Source organism: Glaciecola sp. XM2 (assembly GCF_018595715.1).
In the GTDB taxonomy this organism is placed as follows: domain Bacteria; phylum Pseudomonadota; class Gammaproteobacteria; order Enterobacterales; family Alteromonadaceae; genus Glaciecola.
Genome location: NZ_JAHEOJ010000028.1, coordinates 68,418 through 94,147, shown reverse-complemented (window position 1 = coordinate 94,147; position 25,730 = coordinate 68,418). Strand labels below are relative to the sequence as shown.

The 25,730-nt window shown below is 44.0% G+C and carries 20 protein-coding genes and 5 tRNA genes; 17 read left to right on the top strand and 8 right to left on the bottom strand.

Annotated elements, in window-relative coordinates:
- Positions 1–113: 113 nt before the first annotated feature.
- From KJ365_RS15860 to tsaA, 5 genes are all read right to left on the bottom strand, one after another.
- On the bottom strand, positions 114–713 hold the full coding sequence (locus KJ365_RS15860) for a carbohydrate binding domain-containing protein (protein WP_214452654.1): 600 nt from the start codon (positions 711–713) through the stop codon (positions 114–116).
- Between the two features lie 151 nt (positions 714–864).
- Entirely contained in the window at positions 865–1,824 is a 960-nt protein-coding gene (locus KJ365_RS15855) for a phospholipase A (protein WP_214452653.1), read from the bottom strand.
- An 11-nt stretch (positions 1,825–1,835) separates the two neighbouring features.
- Entirely contained in the window at positions 1,836–2,675 is an 840-nt protein-coding gene (locus KJ365_RS15850; protein WP_214452652.1) for an MBL fold metallo-hydrolase, read from the bottom strand.
- Positions 2,676–2,683: 8 nt separating this feature from the next.
- Positions 2,684–4,390, bottom strand: a complete 1,707-nt coding sequence (locus KJ365_RS15845; RefSeq protein ID WP_214452651.1) for a proline--tRNA ligase — start codon at positions 4,388–4,390, stop codon at positions 2,684–2,686.
- 88 nt (positions 4,391–4,478) lie between these two features.
- The gene (tsaA, locus tag KJ365_RS15840; RefSeq protein ID WP_214452650.1) at positions 4,479–5,180 is read right to left on the bottom strand and encodes a tRNA (N6-threonylcarbamoyladenosine(37)-N6)-methyltransferase TrmO; all 702 of its coding nucleotides are present in this window, start codon (positions 5,178–5,180) and stop codon (positions 4,479–4,481) included.
- A gap of 133 nt (positions 5,181–5,313) precedes the next feature.
- Here tsaA and KJ365_RS15835 point away from each other — a divergent pair, with 133 nt between their 5' ends.
- The 4 genes from KJ365_RS15835 (at position 5,314) to recQ (ending at position 11,085) form a co-directional block, all read left to right on the top strand.
- Complete coding sequence (locus KJ365_RS15835) at positions 5,314–6,246, top strand: ABC transporter ATP-binding protein (RefSeq protein ID WP_214452649.1); 933 nt, start codon at positions 5,314–5,316, stop codon at positions 6,244–6,246.
- On the top strand, positions 6,243–6,977 hold the full coding sequence (locus KJ365_RS15830; RefSeq protein WP_214452648.1) for an ABC transporter permease subunit: 735 nt from the start codon (positions 6,243–6,245) through the stop codon (positions 6,975–6,977). The genes KJ365_RS15835 and KJ365_RS15830 overlap by 4 nt, the downstream gene beginning before the upstream one ends.
- 2 nt (positions 6,978–6,979) lie before the next feature.
- Positions 6,980–8,794 (top strand): GldG family protein, encoded by a 1,815-nt coding sequence (locus KJ365_RS15825; RefSeq protein WP_214452647.1) that lies wholly within the window; start codon positions 6,980–6,982, stop codon positions 8,792–8,794.
- Positions 8,795–8,883: 89 nt separating this feature from the next.
- On the top strand, positions 8,884–11,085 hold the full coding sequence (recQ, locus tag KJ365_RS15820; RefSeq protein ID WP_214452646.1) for a DNA helicase RecQ: 2,202 nt from the start codon (positions 8,884–8,886) through the stop codon (positions 11,083–11,085).
- Here recQ and KJ365_RS15815 read toward each other — a convergent pair whose 3' ends face one another.
- Positions 11,086–11,658: a DUF1415 domain-containing protein gene (locus KJ365_RS15815; RefSeq protein WP_214452645.1), complete on the bottom strand. Its 573-nt coding sequence runs from the start codon at positions 11,656–11,658 to the stop codon at positions 11,086–11,088.
- Positions 11,659–11,667: 9 nt separating this feature from the next.
- The gene (gene folD / locus KJ365_RS15810) at positions 11,668–12,531 is read right to left on the bottom strand and encodes a bifunctional methylenetetrahydrofolate dehydrogenase/methenyltetrahydrofolate cyclohydrolase FolD (protein WP_214452644.1); all 864 of its coding nucleotides are present in this window, start codon (positions 12,529–12,531) and stop codon (positions 11,668–11,670) included.
- Between the two features lie 219 nt (positions 12,532–12,750).
- Between folD and KJ365_RS15805 the strand changes: the two genes are divergently transcribed.
- The 11 genes from KJ365_RS15805 (at position 12,751) to KJ365_RS15755 (ending at position 22,134) form a co-directional block, all read left to right on the top strand.
- Positions 12,751–12,827, top strand: a tRNA-Pro gene (locus KJ365_RS15805).
- A 25-nt stretch (positions 12,828–12,852) separates the two neighbouring features.
- Positions 12,853–12,929, top strand: a tRNA-Arg gene (locus tag KJ365_RS15800).
- Positions 12,930–12,965: 36 nt separating this feature from the next.
- Positions 12,966–13,041: transfer RNA gene (locus KJ365_RS15795), tRNA-His, on the top strand.
- A gap of 25 nt (positions 13,042–13,066) precedes the next feature.
- A tRNA-Leu gene (locus KJ365_RS15790) sits at positions 13,067–13,151 on the top strand.
- A gap of 19 nt (positions 13,152–13,170) precedes the next feature.
- A tRNA-Pro gene (locus tag KJ365_RS15785) sits at positions 13,171–13,247 on the top strand.
- Between the two features lie 538 nt (positions 13,248–13,785).
- Complete coding sequence (tig, locus tag KJ365_RS15780) at positions 13,786–15,090, top strand: trigger factor (protein WP_214452643.1); 1,305 nt, start codon at positions 13,786–13,788, stop codon at positions 15,088–15,090.
- Positions 15,091–15,178: 88 nt separating this feature from the next.
- Positions 15,179–15,805: an ATP-dependent Clp endopeptidase proteolytic subunit ClpP gene (gene clpP / locus KJ365_RS15775; RefSeq protein WP_214452642.1), complete on the top strand. Its 627-nt coding sequence runs from the start codon at positions 15,179–15,181 to the stop codon at positions 15,803–15,805.
- A 24-nt stretch (positions 15,806–15,829) separates the two neighbouring features.
- Positions 15,830–17,107 (top strand): ATP-dependent protease ATP-binding subunit ClpX, encoded by a 1,278-nt coding sequence (clpX, locus tag KJ365_RS15770; protein WP_214452641.1) that lies wholly within the window; start codon positions 15,830–15,832, stop codon positions 17,105–17,107.
- Between the two features lie 101 nt (positions 17,108–17,208).
- Positions 17,209–19,554: an endopeptidase La gene (lon, locus tag KJ365_RS15765; RefSeq protein ID WP_214452640.1), complete on the top strand. Its 2,346-nt coding sequence runs from the start codon at positions 17,209–17,211 to the stop codon at positions 19,552–19,554.
- A gap of 271 nt (positions 19,555–19,825) precedes the next feature.
- Positions 19,826–20,098 (top strand): nucleoid-associated protein HU-beta, encoded by a 273-nt coding sequence (hupB, locus tag KJ365_RS15760; protein ID WP_214452639.1) that lies wholly within the window; start codon positions 19,826–19,828, stop codon positions 20,096–20,098.
- Positions 20,099–20,247: 149 nt separating this feature from the next.
- Positions 20,248–22,134 carry a SurA N-terminal domain-containing protein gene (locus KJ365_RS15755; RefSeq protein WP_214452638.1) on the top strand — a complete coding sequence of 629 codons (1,887 nt, stop codon included), beginning with the start codon at positions 20,248–20,250 and terminating at the stop codon, positions 22,132–22,134.
- A 408-nt stretch (positions 22,135–22,542) separates the two neighbouring features.
- Here KJ365_RS15755 and rpsT read toward each other — a convergent pair whose 3' ends face one another.
- On the bottom strand, positions 22,543–22,806 hold the full coding sequence (gene rpsT, locus KJ365_RS15750) for a 30S ribosomal protein S20 (protein ID WP_214452637.1): 264 nt from the start codon (positions 22,804–22,806) through the stop codon (positions 22,543–22,545).
- Positions 22,807–23,064: 258 nt separating this feature from the next.
- Between rpsT and murJ the strand changes: the two genes are divergently transcribed.
- Together murJ and ribF are read left to right on the top strand one after the other, a co-directional pair.
- Positions 23,065–24,630: a murein biosynthesis integral membrane protein MurJ gene (gene murJ / locus KJ365_RS15745; protein WP_214452817.1), complete on the top strand. Its 1,566-nt coding sequence runs from the start codon at positions 23,065–23,067 to the stop codon at positions 24,628–24,630.
- Between the two features lie 161 nt (positions 24,631–24,791).
- Positions 24,792–25,730 carry a bifunctional riboflavin kinase/FAD synthetase gene (gene ribF / locus KJ365_RS15740; protein ID WP_214452636.1) on the top strand — a complete coding sequence of 313 codons (939 nt, stop codon included), beginning with the start codon at positions 24,792–24,794 and terminating at the stop codon, positions 25,728–25,730.

Sequence of the window (25,730 nt, the reverse complement as noted above, 5' to 3'; positions counted from 1 at the left end):
TTATAAAGGAAGCTAGGCATAGCAATTGAGTTAAGGAAGGTTTTGAAGCTACATGTAAAACAAAAACCAATAAAAAACCCGCCTAAAGCGGGTTTTATGAACATAGACTGTTTTTACTTTTGGCGTCTGGAGAAACCTAAGCCAACTAACCCGAGTCCTAACAATGATAACGCCGCTGGTGTTGAAACAGCGGTAAGTGTCACATCATCAAGTAACATACCAATATTATCGCCACCTGCACCTTCAAATGATATGGAAGTGGTTGTCGCTGTAAGAACAGTAAAGGTTTCGGTATAAAGTTGGAACGGGTCATTTTTATTTAAGCTGTAAGTGTTACTAAACAAGCTACCCATGTCTACTAGCACTTCAACGCCTTCAGTCGCGCCATTTCTTCTATTGCCCGCAAGCTCAAAACTTAAAGTGTAGGTACCAGGGGCTAAGTTTAGGGCTATAGAAGTCATTTTACCCGCATCGCCAGTTGAACCATCCATATCAATATACAAGCCATTACCTGCTAAAAAATCATAATAGCCATTCCCAATCAAATCGACTGTGCCGTCACTGGTAGTCCAATTTGCAAACCTTGTATAATTTAAAACTCCGTTGCCGCCATTCTCAGCATCAAAATTGTCTTGAAAAATGACGGATGCATTGGCATTAACAGATGCCATTAAAACCAGTGTTGCCGCAAAAAGGTACTTGGTGAGCTTCATTAGTTGTATCCCTATAGTTTGTAAGCATTAGCAATGTGTTGCGCTTTGTAACACACTGCAAATTTTGCACCAGGTTAATTTATATAAAAATAACAATGAGTTAATAATTCATGCTGGGTAAGTTGTAAATTTTTCTGACACATGCACTATTTTACAAAAACCTCAACTCAACCCCCAAACTAATCCTTTGCAAGTGGCGGTTATAATCAATCAAAGAATCGCCGTAGCCGTTGAAGTATTGCAATAGCAAATCGTATCTGTCGTTGATGGGGTAGGTTAGGTTCAGTTCTATGCCGCTTCTATTGTCTTTTAGCGATAGATTGTTGCGAATACGCGCAAACAGATTAATCTCACCAAAATTTTGTACAAAGCCAAATTCTGCACGGCCATAAAAGTCTAAGATATCGGGGTTGTCATCACCGGTTGGGTCGAGTTGGTCAGTTTTGTCGTCTTCGGGTAGGCGATACCATGTTTTTAGGTAATAAAGAGAATCGGCATCACTAAACAATGCAGACGCTGTTATACGATTCCAGCTTCTTGATTTTAGCCCGTCTTGCCCGTTCGACATGTGGTTAAAGCCAATTTGAGCGCCGTTGAACCTAAAACCCATGACATTCCAGTTAGGCGACCATTGATAAAAAACTTCAGGCTCGTAGTTGGTTTCTCTAAACGGTTTAGACGCCTCTGAGTTATAGACCTGCCAAAATGACGTTGAGGTAAAGCCAAAAAATACACCGTTGTTTTCTTCTTCTTGGAGATAAAGCGGTAGTTGCACACTTATCTGAAATTTTGCTTCGTATCTATCGACGTTTGCATCATTCAACCCATCCACGGTAGTGGTGTTGGCTGATGTAGTATAGCTCACTGGCAGCAAGTAGTTTTTGCGATGTTGGGTAATGGCAAAGGGGTTGCGGTTTGCTTCAGAGTCACCCTCTTGTTTGGCATCTAACAGTGAGGGGACTTTTGTGTCATCTCCAGTGTTGCTGGGTACCTGCTCACCAATTAGCTCTACATCCGATGCTGGGTCTGTTGTTTGTGCTATTGCAATGTTGTGAGTGATAAAAAGCAGTGAGATAAAGGTTACGGTGAGTAGTGTTACGCGTTTGAGCATTGTTCATCCTGTTATATGGTGATCGATTGTCCCTCATAAGCACCAAAACAGCCGGCCTCAGCACCACCAATTTCCATAATTTCATTGGCATGAAGTACAATCTCATCAATGTCTGCATCGGTGCGCTCTGGGTCGTGGCTGTATAAGGCTAAGCGCTTGGCAAAACTTGCCAACGCGAGCTTCACCGCTTCTTCTGCTACCGAATGCCCCCATCCTAGTTTAGCAGGCATATCTTGAACTACATACTGTGCATCGTGAATTAATAAGTCTGCGTTCTTCGCAAAGTGCACAAACTCTAAAAAGTCGGTGTCTTTTTTATAGGGAGGATACAGCTCATTGTCGGTGATGTAGGCAAGTTTACTGCCGTTTTCTTCAATCGTATAGCAACTGCCGCCGCCTGGATGATTCATTGGATGGCGCTTGATTGTCGCGCTGCCAAGCTTCCATTCTGTAATGTCGTACGAAATACGCTTGATTAAAATATCAGAAGCTAATACTTCTTTACTTACCGGGAAGTAAGAGCCCGACATTTGTTTAATGACCGCTTCTGGCTGTTCCAGCTTGGTCATGCCTGGCGTGATGATAATTTCACGCCCAGGCTGATATATAGGAATAAAAAACGGAAAGCCTTGGATATGATCCCAATGATTGTGGCTCAATAGCAGGTGAATAGGCGTCTTTTTAGCCGCTAGCTTTTTACCCAGCAAGCGGATGCCCGTGCCAGCATCGAGCACAATATCGGTGCCATCCGATAGCTCTACATGCACGCAGGAGGTATTTCCGCCGTATTTAATATACTCTGGGCCTGGTGTTGGGATGGAGCCCCTCACACCATAAAAAGTCACCTGCACGCATTACCTCATTGGTTAGTTATAAACGCTAGTACTTCATCTATATTGATCAGTGTTTTCTCACCGGTCATTCGGTTTTTGTATTCCACTTGATTGTTATCAAGGTTCCGCTCGCCAATCACGATGCTGTGCGGAATACCTATTAGTTCCATGTCGTTAAACATGACGCCTGGGCGTTCTTTTCTATCGTCAAACAGCACTTCTACACTTTCTGCGATAAAATCGGCATATAACTTCAAGGCCGTTTCCATAATCCGATGCGATTTATGCATGTTCATTGGAATGATAGCGACTTCGAAGGGGGCAATAGCCATTGGCCATTTGATCCCAAATTTATCGTGATTCTGTTCAATGGCCGCGGCCACTATGCGCGTTACGCCAATTCCGTAACAACCCATCTTTAAAATTTGATGCTTGCCTGACTCTGTCAGCACGCCACATCCCATTGCTTTTGAATACTTATCGCCGAGTTGGAAGATGTGTCCAACTTCTATGCCTTTTCGTATTTGCAATGTGCCTTTACCATCTGGTGAGGCGTCTCCGGCAACCACGTCTCTTAGGTCAACGACTTCAAAATCTGTAACGTCTCTTTCCCAGTTTACGCCGGTGTAGTGCATGTCATCTTCGTTGGCACCACATACAAAATCAGCACATGCGGCAGCACTTCTGTCTACCAAAATTGGCATATCCAAACCAACTGGGCCAATCGAGCCAAACCCGCAGCCTAATGCTTCGGTAACATCTTTCTCATCTGCCATGGTAAAAGGCGTGGCAATAAGCGGATGCTTTATGGCTTTAATATCGTTGAGCTGGTGATCGCCTCTTAAAACAATCGCAATATGTTTGTGACCTGACTCTTCATCGGCCGCAACGACCAGGGTCTTAACACAAATTTTTGTATCAAGGTCTAGCATCTCGGCCACCGCTGCGATTGTTTTTGCGCCAGGTGTCGAAACTTGGGTCAACGCTTGTGTGGCATCTGGGCGTGTTTCTGTGCAAATCGCCTCTGCTAACTCTACATTGGCGGCATAGTCTGACTGGTCACTAAATGCGATATCATCTTCGCCAGAATCGGCCAATACATGGAACTCATGAGACACCGCGCCACCAATTGAGCCGCTGTCGGCGATAACGGGGCGATATTCAAGGCCAATACGCTCAAACACGTTACAGTAGGCCTGATGCATACGCTGATAGGTTTGTTCCAACGATTCATCTTCAATGTGGAAGGAGTAGGCATCTTTCATAATAAATTCGCGGCTACGCATGACGCCAAAACGAGGTCTTACTTCGTCTCTAAATTTGGTTTGCACTTGATAAACGTTTAGCGGCAGCTGCTTGTAGCTGCTTACTTCGTTTTTGATAAGTGAAGTGATGACTTCTTCGTGCGTCGGGCCAAGCACAAAGTCACGTTGATGCCGGTCTTTAATACGCAACAACTCAGGACCATATTCTTCCCAACGTCCAGATTCTTGCCATAAATCGGCGGGCTGTACCACCGGCATGCTGATTTCGATGGCGCCTGCTTTGTTCATTTCATCACGAACAATGGCTGCCACTTTATTTAACACGCGAAGGCCGGAAGGAAGCCATGTGTAGAGTCCAGAGGCGAGTTTTCTTACCAAGCCAGCTCTCAACATGAGCTGATGACTAATGACTTCGGCTTCGGCTGGCGTTTCTTTTTGCGTCGCTAATAAATATTCTGAGGTGCGCATAGTGCTCTTATTCTGTTATACATCAAAGGTGGAAAGTTTATCAGCCATGTGGGCGTGACTAAAGCTTAATTATAGACAATTCAACGAATTATTCGCTTTTATCCTTGCTTAATGTGCACACCACTGCCGTATTATCCTCAACGTAAAAGCTGATTTCGATATCATAGAGGCGGATATGGTATGTTTTTGTATCCACCTTTTGCGTTTTGTAGGCGGGTCTTGGGTCGTAAGTTAAGACGTTTTCGAGTAATTGTGGAAGCTCTTTATGCTGCTCAGTCAACATAATAAGTTGGTCTTGCGCCTGAGGTTGATATTCAATAGATAGAAGTGCTTGGGGGGGCTCGCTGGCAAATCCTGAATGTGCCTGACTTACACTGTCTGAATAAGCGACATAAGGCTTTATATCGATGATTGGCGTGTTGTTGAGCATGTCTACGCCCTCAATGATTAAGCTAGATACTCGCTTCTCAACAAGTTTAACCACCGACATACCAATGGCGTTGGGTCTAAAGCTTGAGCGCGTTGCAAACACCCCAATCTTTTGATTACCGCCCATTCTTGGTGGCCTAACGCGTTGGGTCCATCCTTTTTCTTGATTCTCATGAAACAAAAACAATACCCACAGGTGTGAAAATTGCTCAATGCCCTCACAGGCTTGAGCGACATCGATGTGTTCATCGAACTGAATCTCACCTTTTGCCTTGCTAACATTCAAGCCTTGGCGTGGGATCCCAAATTTTTGGCTAAAAGGCGTGATCACTTTGCCAATCGGGGCTATGGTAGCAGTCAAATTTCGTCCTAATTATTCACAAAGTGGATATTGATTTTTTCATAATTGAACCAATATGAAAACGGCATATCGCATATTACATTAGTTACGATTAAACATAGTTAAATAACAAAGATAAGTACAAGGATTGCAAATGATTAGTGTGAATCAACTATGCAAGCGCTTTGGTGAACATGTGGTGGTCGACGACCTCTCATTTTCGGTAAACCCTGGCGACATCGTTGGCTTTTTAGGGCCCAACGGGGCCGGTAAATCGACAACGATGAAAATGATAACGGGTTTTTTGCCTGCAACATCAGGCTCTATTAGTGTTGCCGGACAGGAAGTGACGACCGAATCTATTAATACCAGGCGATTGATTGGCTACTTGCCAGAGGGCGCGCCTGCTTATGCGGAAATGACGGTTTACCAGTTTTTAGTCTTTATCGCGCAAGCCAGAGAAATTCCTAAGAGTAAGCGTTCACAAGCCATCGATGATGTGATCTCAAAAGTGAGCTTGCAAGATGTGTTGTATAAGCAAATAGATACCTTATCAAAAGGTTTTAAGCGCAGAGTAGGCATTGCGCAAGCGCTTATTCACGACCCACAAATACTTATTTTAGATGAGCCTACCGATGGTCTAGATCCTAATCAAAAAAAGCAGGTAAGGGAGCTTATCGCCAACCTAGCGAAAGAAAAAATTGTGATTATCTCAACGCACATTTTAGAAGAAGTTACTGCAGTGTGTAACCGCGCCATTATTATCGCTCAAGGTAAAAAGCGCTTCGACGATACGCCAACAGCGCTGCAGGCCCTTTCTCGTTATCACAATGCTATTAGCCTCACTTTAAGTTACATGGCAGATATTTCAGGATTGCTTGAGATTGAAGGCGTAGCCGACCTTGCCCACGACCCTCAGCATAATCGCATTACTGTTTTTAGTGAACAGGGGCAGTCTATATTGCAAGAAGTCAGTAATTTTATTCAGCGCAACAAACTGCCAGTTGAAACGCTCAGCGTGGAACAGGGCCGACTCGATGAAGTATTTACCGAATTGACCAGTGCACCAAAGGAGGCGACAGCATGAATGCAAGTATCGTGGTGTTTAAGCGAGAGTTCTTAAGCTTCTTTAGTACACCTGTCGCTTATATCTTCATTGGCATATTTTTATCGCTAAGTGGTGTATTTACCTTCATTTTTGGCGGTTTCTATGAGCGTGAACAGGCCGATTTACTGCCGTTTTTTAACTACCATCCATGGTTATATTTGTTTTTAGTCCCTGCCATTTCTATGCGGATTTGGTCTGAGGAGCGTAAAAGCGGAACGATTGAATTACTAATGACGTTGCCGCTCTCGACGTTTCAGATCATCATCGGGAAGTTTCTGGCCGCATGGTTAGTGCTCGGTGTATGTTTATTGCTCACCATGCCCTTATGGCTAACGGTAAACTATTTGGGTTCGCCCGATAATGGCTTAATCCTCGCGTCCTACATTGGTAGTTGGTTGATGGCTGGATCTTTTTTGAGCCTCGGTATGTGCATGTCGGCCACGACTCGAAATCAAGTGGTAGCGTTTATTTTAACCGTTGTCATATCTTTTTTGTTCATACTAACGGGCACAGATGTAATCACGGCTTTGTTGCAAGGCTCCTTGCCCAATTGGGCATTAGATACCGTTGCGTCTTTGAGCTTTCTTACCCATTTTCAAGAGATGGCCAAAGGGGTGATAAGGCTAAATAATTTGGTGTTTTTTGTGGCGATGATCATGATTTGTTTATTCGCCAACTATGTCATTATTTTGAAAAAGAAGGCGGCTTAAGGATGAAAACGACTTTTTCTACATTTACCACTTTGCTTGCTTTGGCTTTTTCATTGCTTGCGATTGTGTTTTTAAGCAATCAATTTTTGCGCTCAGCGAGCTTAGATTTAACCCAAGATAAATTGTATTCAGTGTCTGATGGTACCAAAGCGATTTTGGAAGCCCTCGATGAACCGATCGACTTGTACTTTTTCTTTTCTGATGAAACCAGTAAAGGCATGGCGCAGTTACGTAACTACGCAATGGAAGTTGAGAGTTTACTTACGAAATACGCGGAGTTAGGCGGTGACAACATCAGGCTCACGGTGATTGACCCGCAGCCGTTTTCAGAACAAGAAGATAAGGCTGCATCATTTGGTTTAAGTGCCGTGAACATCGGTCCAGCCCAAGATAGTCTGTACTTTGGTTTGGTGGGCGAAAACACTGCGGGCGATGCCATGATTATTGGGTTTTTTGACCCAAATAAAGCGGCATTTTTAGAATACGATATTAGCAAGTTAGTCTATCAGCTGAGTTCTCCTGAGCCGGTGCGCGTGTCTATTGTGACCGACCTACCGCTGATGGGCGAGCAAAACCCAATGACCAGTCAAACAACGCCAGCAAATGTGATTTATCAGCAGTTATCGCAGCTCTTTGAGGTAAACCTTGTGAGCAACAGCGAGCCGAATCTACCAGAGCAGACCGATGTTCTGATTATCGCCCATCCTCAAGGACTCAGCGAAACCCTGCTATATGATATTGACCAGTTTATTATGAATGGTGGACGTTCCGTTGTGTTTTACGACCCGCATTTTGAGTCAGATACAATGGCGATGCTCGGTGCCCAGGGAGCGAACACATCAAGCTTGCCCTTACTCGATGCATATGGCATTGATGTGCTAACCGATAACGTAGTGCTCGATGCTCAAGCTGGGCTAGAAATTAGAGGTCCACAAGGCAACGTCATCCAACACCTAGGGTTTTTAGGTTTGGCTCAAGAGCAAATCAACCGAATTGATGTGACCAGTGGTGATTTGGAGTCTATGAATGGTGCGTCTTTTGGCCAAGTTACCATCAAGCAAGATACGCTCTTGAGTTTATCGCCCCTGTTACAGAGTACCGAAAACACCAGCGTCATCGACACGAATGAATATGCATTAACGCAAGACCCAAGCATATTGTCACAAGCATTTGTAAACAGCGGTGAGGTAAAAACGCTTGCAGGCAGAATAAGCGGTACCGTTGAGTCCTATTTTGGTCTTGAGCACGAATTAGTGGGCGAAGGTCATTTATCGCAAACCAGCTCACTGAATATGGTTGTTGTGGCCGATGTTGACGTATTCATCGACAGGTTTTGGGTACAGCAGAGCAACTTTTTTGGACAGCCCGTGTTTACGCCGTTTGCAAACAACGGCGATTTTGTGATCAACATGGTCGAAAACTACGGCGGTTCTGAAAACCTTATTGGTTTAAGAAGTCGCGGCACGCTTTCTCGCCCGTTCACGCGCGTCGATGATATTGCGCTAGAAGCACAAGCGAAGTTTAGAGAGCAAGAAAATCGCTTACAAAGTGAACTGCAAGAGACTGAGATGCAATTAGCCCAGTTACAAGGGCAACAAGACGATGCGTTGACCTTATCAGATGAGCAACAACAAGCCATCGACGCTTTTGTAGACAAACGAATTGAGATCCGCAAAGCCCTTCGTGACGTGCAGTTTCAGCTCGATAAAGACATTAATGCCTTGGGTACTAAGTTGAAATTACTTAACATTGTGGTCGCTCCTGTGTTACTCACACTGTTATTGTTTTTGCTAACGCGATTAGTGATCAGGCGCTGATCTGAAGGCGTGTTTTTGGGTGCAACGCTTGTAATTCAGCTTCGAGCGTTGCATTGTTTGCACCAATTATTCGCCGACAGGGAGTCAATGTGAACGCGTCATCAGTAAGTACACCTCAACACATATTATCGAGTGTGTTTGGGTTTGATAGTTTTAGGGCGTCGCAACAGGCGATCATCGATACGGTTATCTCGGGTAACAATACCTTAGCGATTATGCCAACAGGTGGTGGTAAATCTCTTTGCTATCAAATTCCAGCGCTTACCTTTGATGGATTAACGGTGGTGATATCGCCGCTTATCTCCCTCATGCAAGATCAAGTGCGACAGCTTCATGAACTTAATATTGCTAGTTGCGTGCTCAACAGCACGCTCTCTACCCAAGAATATCAGGGCAATCTAGAGGCCATTACGCGTGGTGAAATGAAGCTGTTGTTTCTTGCGCCCGAAACTGCGTTGCAATCAGCCAGTATCGATATTCTCAAGCAGACAAATGTCAGTTGTGTGGCTATAGATGAAGCCCATTGTATATCTGAATGGGGCCATGAGTTTCGCCCTGAGTATCGCCAGCTAGATAGGTTTATTGCGCATTTTGAAGGAGCGGTGCTTTTAGCTCTCACTGCAACTGCCACGCCAAGGGTAAGGCAAGATATCAAACATCAGCTTGGCATTGCCGACAACAATGAATTTGTAGCCGATTTTGACCGGCCTAATCTGTATCTGGCCGTTGCCATCAAAGATTCACCTTACGAGCAGGCAAAAAGCTTTATCGACCAACACCAAAGTATGTCGGGAATCATTTACTGTCAGTCCAGAGCGAGTGTCGATGAATTATCAAAAAAACTGCAGCGTGACGGCTATAAAGCGCTTGCCTATCATGCTGGGCTGAGCAGTGATAAACGCAGTGCGCATCAAGAGCAATTTGTAAAAGATGATGTGGACATAATCGTGGCGACTATCGCTTTTGGAATGGGGATAAATAAGCCGGATGTGCGTTTTGTTTTGCATTACGACCTCCCTAAAAATATCGAATCGTATTATCAGCAAATTGGCAGGGCAGGGCGAGACGGCCTAGACGCTGACTGCCTTTTATTGTTTGCTTATGGTGACACTGGGAAGATTCGTTTTTTCATTGAACAAATGCAAAATGAACATGAACAACGCTTAGCGACTATGCACCTAAACCAAATGTTGGCGCTTGCTGAGACCGAAGACTGCAGACGCGTGCCCCTATTGCAATACTTTGATGCAGAGTATTCAGACTCGCAATGTCATAAATGCGATAACTGCTTAAATCCACAAACAGAAAAGTCGGATTTAACCGTGGTGGCGCAAAAGTTTTTATCGTGCGTACATCGCACAGGGCAGGTCTTTGGGGCCAGTCATGTAATTGATGTATTGCGCGGGTCAAATGCAGAAAAAGTGCTGCAAAATCGCCACAATTTATTATCTACCTACGGGATTGGTACCGAGCTAAGTAAAAAGGAGTGGATGGCGCTTTCTCGTCAGCTTATTCAAAAAGGGTTACTTCGCCAAGAAGCTCAGTTTGGCAGTTTAAAATTAACCCAAAACGCCGTCGATGTCCTTAAAGGCCAAACACGTTTTCTTGCCCGCTTGCAGCAGCATCAAAGTGCGAGTAATTATCAGGCTAGTCAAAGCGATTTAAGTCCTAATGCGCAGCTTGTGGCGATTCTTAAGGCGACTAGAAAATCTCTTGCCGATGAAGCAAATGTGCCGCCATATGCGGTTTTTGCCGATAGGAGCCTTCAAGAGATGGCGCACTTCTTACCTCAATCTCAAGAGAGCTTTTTAAAAATTCACGGCGTTGGCCAAGCAAAAGTGGATAAATATGGAGCAAGTTTTATTGCCCTGATCACCGAGTTTTGCGAAGAAAATGAGCTACAAGAACAAACCAATAATGCACGTGCTAGTGCGACAAAGTCGGGTAAAGCCAAGGTAAGTGGAATAAGTGAGAAATCGGTTAATATAGTGCGTGAGTTTGAAGCTGGGACGAGCGCTGATGAACTTGCTCAGCACCATGGTGTAAAACTCAACACCATATTCAGCCATTTGTACAAGTATGTGCTCAGTGGCAAAGCGCTAACGCAAACAGACGGTTTGGTGCAACAAATAGACTTACCAGAGTCGATGCTCGACAAAGGGATAACATCATTTGATGAGCATGGTCATGAGCGATTAAAGCCCGTTTATGAGGCGCTGGGAGAACAAGCAACATATGAGCAACTGCATCTATTGCGCGTTTATTATCTGCATAGCAAATTGACGCAGTAGTTACTCTTTCGCAGAGCTGTGGTTTTGCAAATATGGCAAGAAAAAATCAATACCTAGCTTTTTCGCATGTTCGATATTTCGCTGCGGAATGTTTTCAGCATTGGCAAAGCTTTCAAGTGCCTCAGTGATGCTTTGCTCTTGAATAATATGAATCATCGGGTAGGGCGAGCGATTAGTAAAGTTACTCGGGCAATCACTTGGCGCATCAGCAAATTGATAATTTGGGTGAAAGCTTGCTAGCTGCAAAGTGCCCTCAAGCCCAGCGGTGGCTATCGCTTCGTTTGCCATGTCGAGAAAGTCTAAATAGTCAAAGTAGTCATGTAATTGTTCGGTATAAATCAGCAGACTGGTTTCGATATTGTCTTTTTCGAGCAATTGCTCGCACTCAGTAATGACTTGACGCAATAAACTCGACATGTCGGTTTGTTGCTGAACGGCAATGTGCAGGGTGTTGTGCTCGCGCACAGGTTTTGCAAACGGACAAAACTGTTGCCCGATGACGATATCATCTAACCATAAAAGCGTTTCGTTGATGACGTTTAGAACATCTGTCGTGGGTTTGTCGGTATTCAAGCAAACGCCTTAGCTTTTAGCGCTGTGGTATTTAACATAGGCTTCTAACGTATTTTCTATGAGACTGGCCACGGTCATTGGGCCAACGCCGCCAGGCACGGGGGTAATCCAGCCTGCGCGTTCTTTGGCTACTTGATATTCAACATCACCAGTGAGAGAGCCATCATCTAAGCGGTTAATACCAACGTCAATGACAATAGCACCGGTTTTTATCCAATCTCCAGGAATAAAATGAGGCTTGCCAACCGCAACTACCAGTAAGTCTGCACGTTTAACATGTTCTGCTAGGTCTTTGGTAAATTTATGGCAGGTAGTGACCGTACATCCGGCGAGTAACAGTTCTAAGCCCATAGGTCGACCGACAATGTTAGATGCACCCACAATCACCGCATTGAGCCCTTTGATAGGCTTTTTGGTTGACTCAATCATGGTCATAATGCCCTTTGGAGTGCAGGGCCTAAGCGCTGGCATGCGTTGCGCAAGTCGTCCGATATTGTACGGGTGAAAACCATCAACATCTTTGTTAGGGTGAATGCGCTCTAATATTTCGTCCGCATGCAGGCCAGCGGGTAAGGGCAGTTGCACCAAAATCCCGTCTATTTCTTTATCGGCATTGAGTTCATCAACTAGCGTTAATAAAGATGCCTGATCGGTAGTGGGTGGTAATTTATACTCTTTGGAAACAAAACCGACTTCTTCACAGGCTTTTGTCTTATTCGCGACATATACTTGAGAGGCTGGATTGCTGCCGACAAGCACCACCGCAAGGCCCGGTAGGCGTTTGCCAGCTTCATTTAGCGTCTCCACTTGTGAAGCGACTTCTTGCCTGACGTGTTTGGCAATTTTCTTACCATCAATGAGTTGCGCGCGCATGTGTGTGTTTCTTTTTTTGGGTGATATATATAAGTGTATCTGATGAGTATTAAAAATTCACGGCTACAATCCAAAAGAGCCATAAATTTAAGCCGCATATGGTGGCTTTTTGAACACTCATAAAAAAAGCATCCCATATCGTAAAAAGTGTTTGACGATATTACACCAACTCGGTAATATGCGCCCCCCGTAGCGATGGCCTTTTTGTCGTTACAATGTCGGTGAGTGGCGCAGCTTGGTAGCGCACTTGGTTTGGGTCCAAGGGGTCGTAGGTTCGAATCCTATCTCACCGACCATTTTTACTTGTAAGAGATTCGATGAGCGTCCGTAGCTCAGCTGGATAGAGCACCCGCCTTCTAAGCGGGTGGTCGCAGGTTCGAATCCTGCCGGACGCGCCATTTTTCCGTGCAGGTAAAAAGTTAAGAGAGTCAGTGGTGGGCGTAGCTCAGTTGGTAGAGCCCCGGATTGTGATTCCGGTTGTCGTGGGTTCAAGCCCCATCGTCCACCCCACTCTTCTCTTATCACCTCAATACTCGCGGGAGTGGTGGAATTGGTAGACACGCTGGATTTAGGTTCCAGTGCTTCACGGCGTGAGAGTTCAAGTCTCTCCTTCCGCACCATCTATATAAAGAACAAAATCGGTGAGTGGCGCAGCTTGGTAGCGCACTTGGTTTGGGTCCAAGGGGTCGTAGGTTCGAATCCTATCTCACCGACCACTCATGTTAACATCACTTCTACATTGAACTTTCAAGCTCGTTGTGGCGTCTCACATTGTTTAAAGCTTTAAATGAAGGGCGCTGATGTATTGGAGTTATACCCTTATTGGGTTGTTGCTAGTTATAAATGCACTTTGTACTGCTGCACTTACGTTTAAATACGCGAAAAACAAAACCGATTATCAGGGCATGGCAGTGCTTATTTCCGTACTTTGATCGTTGGCATGTTTTCCCATAGGATGGATACATTGTTGGCATTGGAAGCGACGCTTGCCCGATGTTGGTTTTATCAAGTTTGACTAATACCGATGGAAATTTGCACTTGCACAAAGGGGTATCAAAAACCTTGCGAACCCTCGTTATAAATTTATTTCCCATAAAGTTAAGCAAAGCGCTCGACTCAATGTAATGCTCTCTGTATAATCTGGCGTCCTTTTTTAACACGGGCGTACTGGTTTTAGCCACTATGCTCGCCATTGTAGCCTCGGCTGCACATGATTTCACAAAGCGCAGATAAGCGCATAGTTGAGGTAGAAGAATGCAAGTGTCTTTAGAGACGACTCAAGGTTTAGAACGCCGTCTTACCATTACCGTTCCAGCAGAATCAGTAGATTCAGCGGTTAAAGCACGTTTACAACAGTTAGCTAAAACCCAGCGTATTAATGGCTTTCGCCCAGGCAAGGTGCCGGTAAGCGTCATTAAGAAGCGTTTTGGTGCTGCAGTAAGACAAGAAGTTGCAGGTGATGTTATGCAGCGCAACTTCTACGAAGCCATTATGCAGGAAAAAATCAACCCTGCGGGCATGCCGACTTTTGCTCTAACGAAAGACGAAGATGGCCAAGACTTAGAGTTTGCAGCTACTTTTGAAATCTATCCAGAAGTCGAAGTAAAAGGCTTAAGCGACCTTGAAGTTGAAAAGACAGTTGTCGATATCAAAGCCAAAGACCTCACAGAAATGATGAAGACTTTGCAAAAGCAACACGCTGAATTTAAAGAAGTGAAGCGTAAAGCAAAAGATGGCGATAAAGTATATATTAGCTTTGTAGGTACTATCGATGGTGAAGAGTTCGATGGCGGTAAAGCAGAAGACTTCCCGTTAGAGCTTGGCAAAGGCCAGATGATCCCAGGTTTTGAAGAGCCACTAGTGGGTGCCAAGACAGGTGATGAAGTTGTTGCGAAAGTGACCTTCCCAGAAGACTATCATGCTGAAGCACTTAAAGGTAAAGACGCTGAGTTTGCAATCACCGTGACTAAAGTAGAAGGGTTAAATCTTCCTAAAGTTGACGATGAGTTTGCAGTATTGTTCGGTGTGAGCGAAGGCGGTGTTGACGCACTTAAAGAAGAAGTGAAGAAAAACATGCAGCGCGAGCTCGACCAAACGTTGAAGTCTCAAGTAAAAGAGTCAGTGATTGCTGCGTTATTAGAGAAAAACGAAGTGGATATTCCAGCCGCTTTACTTGAGCAAGAAGTGAATGCACTTCGTGAACAAGCTAAGCAGCGCTTTGAGCAACAAGGTAATGGCGCTAATATGCCAGACTTACCGGCGGATTTGTTTACCGATAATGCTAAAAAACGCGTAAGTGTTGGTCTACTATTAGGTGAAGTGATTAAATCTAATAAACTAGAAGTGGATCAAGAACGCGTCGACGCGTTGATCGAACAAACTGCATCAGCGTATGAAGATCCAAGTGAAGTGATTGAATATTACAAGAATAACCAAGAGTTATTGCAACAAATTCAAAACCTCGCACTTGAAGAGCAAGCAATCGATACCATATTAGCTCAAGCGAAAGTGAAAGAAGTGAAAAAATCGTTTGATGAAGTTATGAACAAAAAGGCATAAATTATTGCCTAGTGATTGACTTAACAGGTTATCAACTGATTAAATGCTCGGACTTTCCGGGCATTTTTTTTATACAAAATGAGACAAAATGACAAATAACATAATACAACCAAGTAATGCGCTTGTCCCTATGGTGGTCGAGCAGACATCTCGCGGCGAGCGTTCTTTTGATATTTATTCACGTCTTTTAAAAGAAAACGTCATTTTCTTAGTAGGCCAGGTCGAAGAGCATATGGCCAACCTCATTGTCGCTCAGATGCTATTTCTTGAAGCAGAAAATCCAGAAAAAGATATATTTTTGTATATAAACTCACCTGGTGGGTCTGTTACTGCGGGTATGGCAATTTACGATACGATGAAGTTCATTAAGCCAGATGTAAGCACCGTTTGTATGGGGCAAGCAGCCAGCATGGGTTCTTTCCTTCTCACCGCAGGTACAAAGGGTAAGCGTTATTGCTTGCCGAATTCACGAGTCATGATCCATCAGCCACTCTATGGGTTCCAAGGTCAAGCTTCGGATTTTGAAATACATGCGAAGGAATTACTGTCTATTAAAGAACGCTTAAATAGATTAATGTCTGAACATACTGGCCAAGATTATGAAAAAGTGGCTAAAGATACCGACAGAGATAACTTTCTAAGCGCACAAGAAGCGGTAGAATACGGTCTTGTGGACAGCGTGCTGACTAGCAGAGAAGATGTTGGCAAAAAGTAACAAGTAGCAATAAAGGCAAATATTATGAGTGATGACCATAACAAAGACGGCGATAACAAATTATTGTATTGCTCTTTTTGTGGTAAAAGCCAACACGAAGTGAGAAAACTCATTGCAGGTCCTTCGGTGTTCATCTGTGATGAATGCGTCGAGTTATGCAACGATATTATTCGTGAGGAAATTAAAGAAATTTCGCCTAAGCAAAAGGCCGATGCTCTTCCAACGCCAAGCGAAATTCATAAACACCTAGATGACTACGTGATTGGTCAAGAGCATGCCAAAAAGGTACTGGCTGTTGCGGTATACAATCATTACAAAAGATTACGCAATGGTGACGTGCACGACGGTGTAGAGTTAGGTAAGAGTAATATTCTACTTATCGGACCAACAGGAAGTGGTAAAACATTACTGGCTGAAACACTAGCTCGCTTACTAGACGTGCCATTCACTATGGCCGATGCAACCACGCTCACCGAAGCGGGATATGTAGGTGAAGATGTTGAAAATATCATCCAAAAACTATTGCAAAAATGCGACTACGATCCTGAAAAAGCGCAACGCGGTATTGTGTACATAGATGAAATCGACAAGATTTCTCGCAAGTCTGATAATCCATCAATTACTCGCGATGTGTCTGGTGAAGGTGTTCAGCAGGCTTTACTTAAGCTTATTGAGGGTACTATCGCCTCTGTTCCGCCACAAGGTGGACGTAAGCATCCTCAGCAAGAGTTTTTGCAAGTAGATACATCGAAGATATTGTTTATTTGCGGTGGTGCATTTGCAGGCCTTGATAAAATTATCGAGCAGCGCAGTGCAACGGGGACCGGCATTGGTTTTGGCGCAGAAGTCAAAACGACAAAAGAGAAGAAGGCACTCACGCAGTTGTTCAAAGATGTAGAGCCAGAGGACTTGGTGAAGTATGGCCTTATCCCTGAGTTCATTGGTCGTTTACCAGTGGTGACAAGTCTAGAAGAATTGAGTGAAGATGCGCTAATCCAGATTCTTAAAGAGCCTAAAAATGCCATTACCAAACAGTATGGCGCGTTGTTTGCCTTAGAAGATACAGAGCTTGAGTTTAGAGAAGATGCATTGCGTGCTATCGCGACTAAAGCGATGAATCGAAAAACTGGTGCACGTGGACTGCGTTCAATCGTTGAGGGTGTATTATTAGAAACAATGTATGACCTTCCTTCGACGCCTGATGTTGCCAAGGTTGTTATTGACGAAGCCGTTATCAAAGGTGAGTCCAAGCCTTTGTTAATTTATCAAAGCGGCAGCGATAAGAAGGCGGCATCTGAATAAAATGAAAGGGTCGTTATAAGCGGCCCTTTTTTTTACTCTGCCTTTGAACTTTGCGTTTCAATCCCCATATAAAGATTCATGATGAGTAATAAGAGAGAAAAATGACTGAGAGTAATGTGCTCACAGGTATGCCAGTACTGGCGCTTCGTGATGTCGTGGTTTACCCACATATGGTTATCCCTCTATTTGTTGGTAGGGAGAAGTCTATCCAATGCCTTGAAGCAGCAATGGATAACGATAAAAAAGTATTTTTAGTGGCACAAAAAGATGCCAGTATCGACGAGCCAGCTGTTGACGATGTTTTTGAAGTCGGCACGGTTGCCACTATCCTTCAGCTACTAAAACTCCCCGATGGCACGGTAAAAGTGCTCGTAGAGGGGAGCGTCCGCGGTAACATTATTGAGTTTACTGAGATTGAGCCTTTCTTTGTAGGTGATATCAATCTATTAGAGGATGAGTCGCTAGATGATGCCGAGCAAGAGGTATTAATTCGTTCTGCGGTATCTCAGTTTGAAGGTTACGTTAAGCTCAACAAAAAGATTCCTCCCGAAGTACTCACTTCTCTTAACGGTATAGAAGATGCCGCTAGACTAGCTGATACCATGGCAGCTCACATGCCGCTTAAGCTGTCTGAAAAACAAAAAGTACTAGAAATGCGCAGTGTGACTGAGCGTTTAGAGTTCTTGATGGCTTTGATGGAAGGCGAGATTGACTTGTTGCAGGTTGAGAAGAAGATTCGCACTCGCGTTAAAAAGCAAATGGAGAAAAGCCAACGCGAATATTATTTGAATGAGCAAATGAAAGCCATTCAAAAAGAGCTTGGCGAATTGGATGATGCGCCTGATGAATTTGAAGCGTTAAACAAAAAAATTACCGAAGCGCGTATGCCTCAAGAGGCGCAAGACAAAGCGCAGGCAGAATTGAACAAACTCAAAATGATGTCGCCGATGTCAGCTGAAGCGACCGTTGTTCGCTCCTATATTGATTGGTTAGTATCGGTGCCTTGGCATAAGCGCAGCGTGGTCAAACGCGATCTTGGCAAAGCAGAAGATACGCTAGACAGTGACCATTATGGTTTGGAGAAAGTAAAAGAGCGTATTCTGGAATATTTAGCCGTGCAGCAGCGGGTTAAAAAACTAAAAGGCCCTATTCTCTGTTTAGTAGGTCCCCCAGGAGTAGGTAAAACATCTCTAGGTCAGTCAATTGCAAAAGCAACTGGTCGCAAGTATGTACGCATGGCACTCGGTGGTGTTAGAGATGAGGCTGAGATTCGCGGGCATCGCAGAACTTACATCGGTTCACTGCCTGGTAAACTGATTCAGAAGATGTCTAAAGTGGGCGTGAAAAACCCGCTCTTTTTACTCGATGAAATTGATAAAATGTCGTCAGATATGCGCGGCGACCCTTCATCAGCGTTACTAGAGGTGCTCGATCCTGAACAAAACTCAAGTTTCGCAGATCATTACCTAGAAGTAGATTATGATTTGTCTGATGTAATGTTCGTTGCTACATCAAACAGCATGAATATTCCTGGGCCATTGCTCGATAGGATGGAAGTGATTCGTCTTTCAGGTTACACCGAAGATGAAAAGCTCAACATCGCGCAGCGTCACTTGATTGCTAAGCAAATTTCGCGAAATGGTTTGAAGCCAAAAGAACTCAAAATTGAAGAGTCTGCGATAGTCGGCATTATTCGCTATTACACACGCGAAGCTGGCGTAAGAAGTTTAGAGAGAGAAATCTCTAAAATTTGTCGTAAAGCAGTCAAGAATATTTTATTGAAGAAAGCAAAAGCGCCGGTGGTGGTAAATCAAGAAAACTTGAAAGATTATCTTGGCGTGCAGCGTTTCGATTATGGGAAGGCAGATAAGAACAATCAAATTGGTCAAGTGACTGGTTTGGCTTGGACGCAAGTCGGTGGGGATTTACTCACCATCGAAACTAGCGTGGTACCTGGCAAAGGCAAAACAACCGCCACAGGTTCATTAGGTGATGTGATGCAAGAGTCTATTAAAGCAGCTCTCACCGTGGTGCGTTCGCGTGCTGAAAAATTACGTATTAATGCAGATTTCTATGAAAAACGCGATATCCACATTCACGTCCCAGAAGGTGCAACACCAAAAGATGGACCAAGTGCAGGTATTGGTATGTGCACGTCATTAGTATCATCGTTGACCGGTAATCCGGTAAGGTGCGATGTTGCTATGACCGGTGAAATAACCTTACGCGGGGAAGTGCTGGCCATTGGTGGTTTAAAAGAAAAGCTACTAGCTGCTCACAGAGGTGGTATTAAAACCGTGATCATTCCTTACGAAAATGAACGTGATTTGGAAGAGATTCCAGATAATGTGAAAGGCGACCTATCTATTCACCCCGTAAAATGGATTGATGAGGTGCTCGATTTAGCGTTAGAAAATCCAGTTGAGGCGATGCAAGTGGCTTCTTAGCCACTTGTACTTGCCGCGAATCGATAAAATTGTGAATAAAAAGCTTAATTTAACCAAAAATTTTAACTTTTTTTCAAATAAGGTATTCACATACTCGTCAGTTGTGCTACCTTATATTCATTCGCTTGAAGCCTTGTGAATAAAGGGATGTAAAGCGTTTCATACTAAAAAGTGTTTAGTCCTGCCAATATAAATGGAAAAATTGGTTGGTAGGGAATTAACGTTAATTTTCTAAAAAATGCAATATAATAACAATGAAGGGGATCATATTGTGAACAAGTCTCAACTTATCGATAAAATCGCTGATGGTGCAGATATTTCTAAAGCTGCTGCTGGCCGTGCTTTAGATTCATTTACTGATGCGGTAACTGCTGCACTTAAAGATGGCGATCAAGTCGCTCTAGTTGGTTTCGGTACTTTCTCAGTTCGTGAACGCGCTGCACGTAGCGGTCGTAACCCACAAACTGGCGAAACTATTCAGATTTCAGCAGCTAAAGTTCCTTCTTTTAAAGCGGGTAAAGCATTAAAAGACGCTTGTAACTAAGCACAAAGCATACAGTTTTCGAAAGGCGATGGATTCCATCGCCTTTTTTTATTGTGCAAGCGGTTAAAATCTCGCGTATCGGCGGCAGTATGGGTATAATCTGCGCCCATAAATAATATAAACCGCTAACAAAAAGGTTGTTGAAAGAAATGTTAGAAAGAATTCGTGAAGGCGTGCAAGGACCATGGGCTATTGCAATAGTGGCATTGATCGTTGTTAGCTTCGTATTTACAGGTGTAGGTGGGTATTTATCAAGCTCTGCAAGCACTGCCGCTGCAATCGTAAACGACACAGAGATCTCTGATGCTTCATTAGAGGTGGCTTATCAAAACGAACGTGCTCGCATGGAAGCACAGTTTGGCGACGCTATCTCTAGTTTGTTTGCAAGTGAAAGCTACTTAGCTGATTTTCGTGCAAGCGTATTAGACCGCTTGATAAATGACGAACTTATTTCTCAAAAAGCGTTTGAGTTGGGTTTACGCATCAGTGATGAGCAAATCCGTGAAGCTATCGTGATGATGCCAGAATTTCAGATTGCGGGTCAATTTAACAATGACACTTATAACAGCGCTATTTTAAGAGCTGGCTTCACGCCGGGTGAATTTGCTGAGTATATGCGCACACAAATGACGCGTCAGCAGTTGGTGCAAGCCTTGAATGGCTCATCATTCAGTGTGGCAACCCAAGCTTCAATGATGTTGGGCTTACAGCGTCAAACACGCGATGTGTCTGTCTTGGAGGTCAGTGCAGATAATTATCTAGCTGATGTGACCTTAACAGAAGAAGAAATCCAGCAATACTACAACGACACAATTACGCAATACGACACTCAAGAGCAGGTAAGGCTAGCCTATGTAAGCTTGTCGGTTGAAGACCTTAAACCTCGAGTAGATACTACCGATGAAGAAGTTCTTGCGCGATACGAAGAGCAGCAGGCGTTCTATCAAACCCCTGAAAGCCGCACTATTTCACATATCTTAATAGAATCTAGTGAAGATGCAGAACAGGCTAGAGTCGAAGCCGAAGCAATTGTTGCTGAGTTGGCGGCAGGTGCGTCGTTTGCGCAATTAGCAAGCGAAAAGTCTGACGATCTTGGTAGTGCTGAAGTAGGTGGTGAATTAGGTCCTATCAGTCGTGGCGATTATCCGCAGAGCTTTGAGGATGCAGTTTTTGCATTAACAGAAGCAGGGCAAATTACCGATATCGTTGAAACAGAATTTGGCTTCCATATCATTAAGTTAGACACATTCACCGAATCGGTGACTACACCATTTGAAGAAGTGGCTGAAGAGGTTCGCGAGGAGCTTTTATTAGATAAAGCAACCGATTTATTCTTTAGTTTACAATCAGATATGCAGCGCTTAGCGTTTGAAATCCCAGATTCCTTAGAAGATGTTGCAGAGCTAACAGGCCGCCCTGTATTTGAAACTGCACTTTTCCCTGAAACTCGCTATCCTGCGGCGGTCGCCTACCCTCAGGTAGAAAACGTAGCGTTCTCCCCAGAGCTTATTGAAGATGGCGTTAATAGTGATTTACTGCGCTTAAGCGATGAGCGAGTTATGGTGGTAAGGGTTGTTGAGCATGAACCCCAGCGTACGATGGCTCTAGACGAAGTTCGTAGCGGTATTGAGACTGCGTTAAAAGCCGACAAAGCACAACAACAAGCGCTAACGTGGGCTCAAACCCTGCAAACGAAAGTGCTAACTGGCGAAGATACTCAAGCAATGCTTTCAGAGAAGTCGCTCACATGGAACGATGTGACTGGCCTTACTCGCAATAATAACTCTATACCCCGCGCGATGATTAATGCAGCGTTTGAGTTGAGTACTGACCCAGCTAACAGCTCTAATGTTGTGACATTAGCAAATGGCAACGTTGGGATTGTTAAGCTAAACGCAGTCAATCCAGTCTCTGATTTCACTGAAGAAGAGATTGCCTCAACTCAGGAGCAATTGAGAGGGCAGGGTGGTCAGCGTATGTATCAAAACTTCGTTGAAGCACTTAGAGAAAATGCGAAGATTGAAATTGTTCAGTAACAATATATAGATTTAAAAAAGCCTGATGTTTACTAGACATCAGGCTTTTTTTTGACTTAATAATCGATTTGTAGCGTTGTTTTCGATTGGCCTACTTGGTAAATATCAATGCTAAAGTAAAAAATACAATAATGACGGTAGATATCACCATAATATAGACAAATCCTTGCTTTCCTTGGGCTACGCTGTAACCTCTGCTGCTTAAATAGCCATACCATAGTGCACATAATACAACCGGTATTAAAAATAAAAACTTAAACATGAGTCCCTCTAGCGATGTTGCGATACGTTTAGCAATACATAGTATGATTTGATACGTGAAAGAAACAAGAGTGGCTTAATCGTGTAAATAATTGGCAATAAAAAACCGGCTGGTAGCCGGTTTTTACAACAAAATGTTTTGTATGCTTACGCGATGGCTTTGATTTGTGCGTTAAGACGACTCTTATGGCGAGCAGCTTTATTCTTATGAATAAGGCCTTTAGTTGCCATTCTGTCTAACACAGGCACAGCTGCAGTAAATGCAGTTTGTGCAGCTTCTTTATCGCCTGCTTCAATAGCGGCAAGCACTTTCTTGATGCAAGTACGTGTCATAGAGCGGCGGCTTGCGTTATGCTGGCGACGCTTCTCTGCTTGGATTGCACGTTTCTTAGCAGACTTGATGTTAGCCAAGGTGTAACTCCTAATAGATTAAATTCATGTCAAAATTGAGGGTGCGGATTATCTAAGTATTTAGGCGGTTTGTCAACGAATCCAGTAAAAAAAGCAAAATAAAGCTACCACATTCACCCTTACCCCGTATTTTTTCAGCTAGACTTCACTTACACTAAGGCTCAAGCGGCGTAGCTGATGAAATAGCATGCCGAACGCTTCAGGCAAATTATGTCTGAAACTACTCAATCTAATCATCAATATGAAGGGATATTGTCGTTGGCCAAAAAACTCTTAAGAGCGGGTATCATTGTCAGTGCTATGACGATGTTGTCGCGTATTCTTGGATTAGTAAGAGATGTGGTGGTTGCCAATCTAATGGGCGCGGGCGCTGCGGCAGACGTATTTTTCTTTGCCAATAAAATTCCTAATTTTTTACGTAGGCTTTTTGCCGAAGGCGCATTCGCACAAGCCTTCATTCCCATCCTCACAGAGGTTCATGACCAAGGGGATGAAGCTAAGCTCAAAGACTTTGTAGCGAAGGTATCGGGTACATTAGGTGCGATTGTTTTTGTAACTGCACTTGTCGGTGTATTTGGCTCATCGGTATTAGCTGCGCTATTTGGCATGGGCTGGTTTGTTGATTACCTTAATGACGAGCCTGCAGGTGCTAAATTCGAACTAGCTTCGTTAATGCTCAAAATTACCTTTCCCTATATCTTTTTTATCAGTCTTACCGGCTTCGCAGGGGCGATTTTAAACACCTTGAACAAATTCGCCGTAGCAGCTTTTACACCAGTGCTCTTAAACATCAGTATCATTGCCTGCGCATATTATCTTGCTGATGCCTTTAAAGAACCTGCGTTTGCGCTTGCATGGGGGGTGTTTTTAGGTGGTGTTGTTCAACTACTCTTTCAGCTTCCCTTTTTATTCAGAGCAGGGCTACTGGTAAAACCTAAGTGGGGCTGGCGGGACCCAAATGTCACAAAAGTTCGCACGTTGATGATCCCCGCACTTTTTGGTGTATCGGTCAGTCAAATTAATCTGTTACTCGATACGCTCATCGCTAGTTTTTTAATGACCGGCTCCATCAGCTGGCTGTACTATTCTGACCGTTTGCTTGAGTTTCCGCTTGGCTTGTTTGGTATTGCCATAGCGACGGTTATCTTGCCAACGCTGTCGCGCAATCATGTGCAGTCCGATAAAGGAGCGTTTGCTCAGAATATTGACTGGGCATTGCGCCTGATTGCATTAATGGGTATTCCAGCGGCGATGGCTTTGTTTATATTAGCTATGCCGTTGATGTTAGTGATATTCCAGCGCGGAGAGTTCACAGTGCAAGATAGTCACATGGCTTCGCTTAGCTTGATGGCGTATTCGGCAGGCCTGTTCAGCTTTATGTTGGTGAAAATATTTGCCCCCGCTTTTTTCAGCCGCCAAGATACTAAAACCCCCGTGCGCTATGGCATTATCACGATGGGTGCAAATATGGTATTTAATCTGATTTTAGCGATTCCCTTCAGCTATGTAGGTTTAGCTATGGCAACCGCGCTATCTGGCAGTTTAAATGCTTTTTTACTCTATCGAAAGCTTGCGCAACAAGGCGTGTATAGCATTTCTAAAAATACTTGGTGGTATCTCCTACGAATTAGTTTGGCAAGTCTGGCAATGGCTATTGGAATATGGTGGTATCAAGGGCAAATTGATTGGGAATTTAGTAATTTTCAACAAAGAGCGTTAGCTATTAGTTGTGTGATAGGTTTAGGGCTAGTTATCTATTCGATTGCATGCTTTGTTTTTGGTGTTCGCCCACGACATTTAATTGCTTCAAGTGCACCAAGTTAAGACAACTTGAGCTTCATTGCCCATAAAACAATTTTCATTCATCTAATAAAAGCGCTTGTGACCATTGGTAATCGCCCTTAGGTCGTTTATAATCGTGCGCTTTGCAAACAATGTTCCTTAACTAGATTAGGGTCAATAGGTAGAGAAAGTAGACGTAACGCGTGGAATTAATTCGAGGCATCCATAATATCAAGCCAAGGCATCGCGGTTGCGTGTTGACTATAGGTAAGTTCGATGGCGTGCATAAAGGCCACCAAGCGGTATTGGCGAACCTCGTTGAAAAGGCGAAAGCCTTAAACCTTCCCTCTGCGGTCATGGTGTTTGAGCCGCAGCCTGAAGAATTGTTCATGCCAGAGCAGGCGCCAGCAAGACTTTCACGGCTTCGCGATAAGTATAATGCGCTCAAGGCACAGGGCATAGACCGTTTGTTGTGCGTTAACTTTTCGACGGCATTTGCAGCGCAATCGCCGAAAGAATTTGTGCAGGATTTACTGGTCGATAGGCTCGGCGTGAAGTTTTTAGTGGTTGGCGATGACTTTCGTTTTGGCAATAAGCGCAAAGGTGATTTTGACTATTTGCAGAGCGCCTCTGCTGAATATGGCTTTGACGTTGTCAGCACAACTAGCTTTCGTGTTGATGATTACCGAATAAGTTCGACCGCGGTGCGCGAAGCACTGAGCAAAGGCGATTTTGATACCGCGCATAGAATGCTTGGTCAGTCGTTCGCCATTAGTGGCAAAGTGGTGCACGGTGAAAAGAACGGGCGCACCATTGGCTTCCCTACCGCAAATATGTTGTTGCGCCGACACAAAACACCTATCCATGGGGTGTTCGCTGTGCTGGTGCGATGGCAAGATAAGTGTTTTAAAGGCGTTGCTAATTTAGGAAGCCGCCCAACCCTAAACGGGCAGCGTTTGCAATTAGAGACCCACATCTTCGATTTTGATAAAGATGTATATGGGCAGCGTTTACGAATTGAGTTTATAGCAAAAATACGAGACGAAGCTAAGTTTGAGAGCTTTGAACAACTAAAACAACAAATACAAGAAGATGCAATACAGGCTAAAGAGTGCCTGTCTACCATTAATCTAAACGGATAA